The sequence below is a fragment of the Photorhabdus caribbeanensis genome, from assembly GCF_018448885.1.
Lineage (GTDB): Bacteria > Pseudomonadota > Gammaproteobacteria > Enterobacterales > Enterobacteriaceae > Photorhabdus > Photorhabdus caribbeanensis.
This window is the reverse complement of sequence record NZ_RCWB01000144.1, coordinates 1-544: the sequence shown is the minus strand read 5'-3', so window position 1 is coordinate 544 and position 544 is coordinate 1. Positions and strand designations below refer to the sequence as shown.

Here is a 544-nt window from a genome sequence, read left to right as displayed (position 1 = left end):
GTCTGGCTCATCAGCTAATTGAACTGGGCGTAGCGCCGGATCAACGAGTGGCGATTTGTGTGTCGCGTTCACCGGCAATGGTGGTAGGGATATTGGCAATACTGAAAGCCGGTGGTGCTTATGTGCCGTTGGACCCAGTTTATACCGGGGAGCGTCTGGCACATATTCTGACTGATGCCGCTCCGGTGATTTTGCTGGCGGATAAAGCCGGACGTGCTGCATTGGGTGAGCAGGCACTGGCGGAACTCACGGTACTTGACCCGAATGCATTGTTCAGCCAGCGGGACGACAACCCGCAGATACCGGCACTCACTTCACGACATCTGGCGTATGTCATTTATACCTCGGGTTCGACCGGGACGCCGAAAGGGGTGATGCTGGAACATCGCGGTGTCTGCAACTACCTGCTATGGGCGCGGAGTGATTACCTCACTGAAAGGCGATGCGATAGTATCGTTTCATCATCGATAGCCTTTGATGCCACGGTTACTAGCCTTTACCTGCCTTTACTGTGCGGCGGCAAGATCCATTTGCTCGGTGACGG

At 55.1% G+C, this 544-nt stretch carries 1 protein-coding gene; it reads left to right on the top strand.

The window, feature by feature from the left end; translation table 11 throughout:
* A partial coding sequence (locus EAE90_RS23375; protein ID WP_214055466.1) for an AMP-binding protein occupies positions 1–544 on the top strand: 544 nt, incomplete at both ends.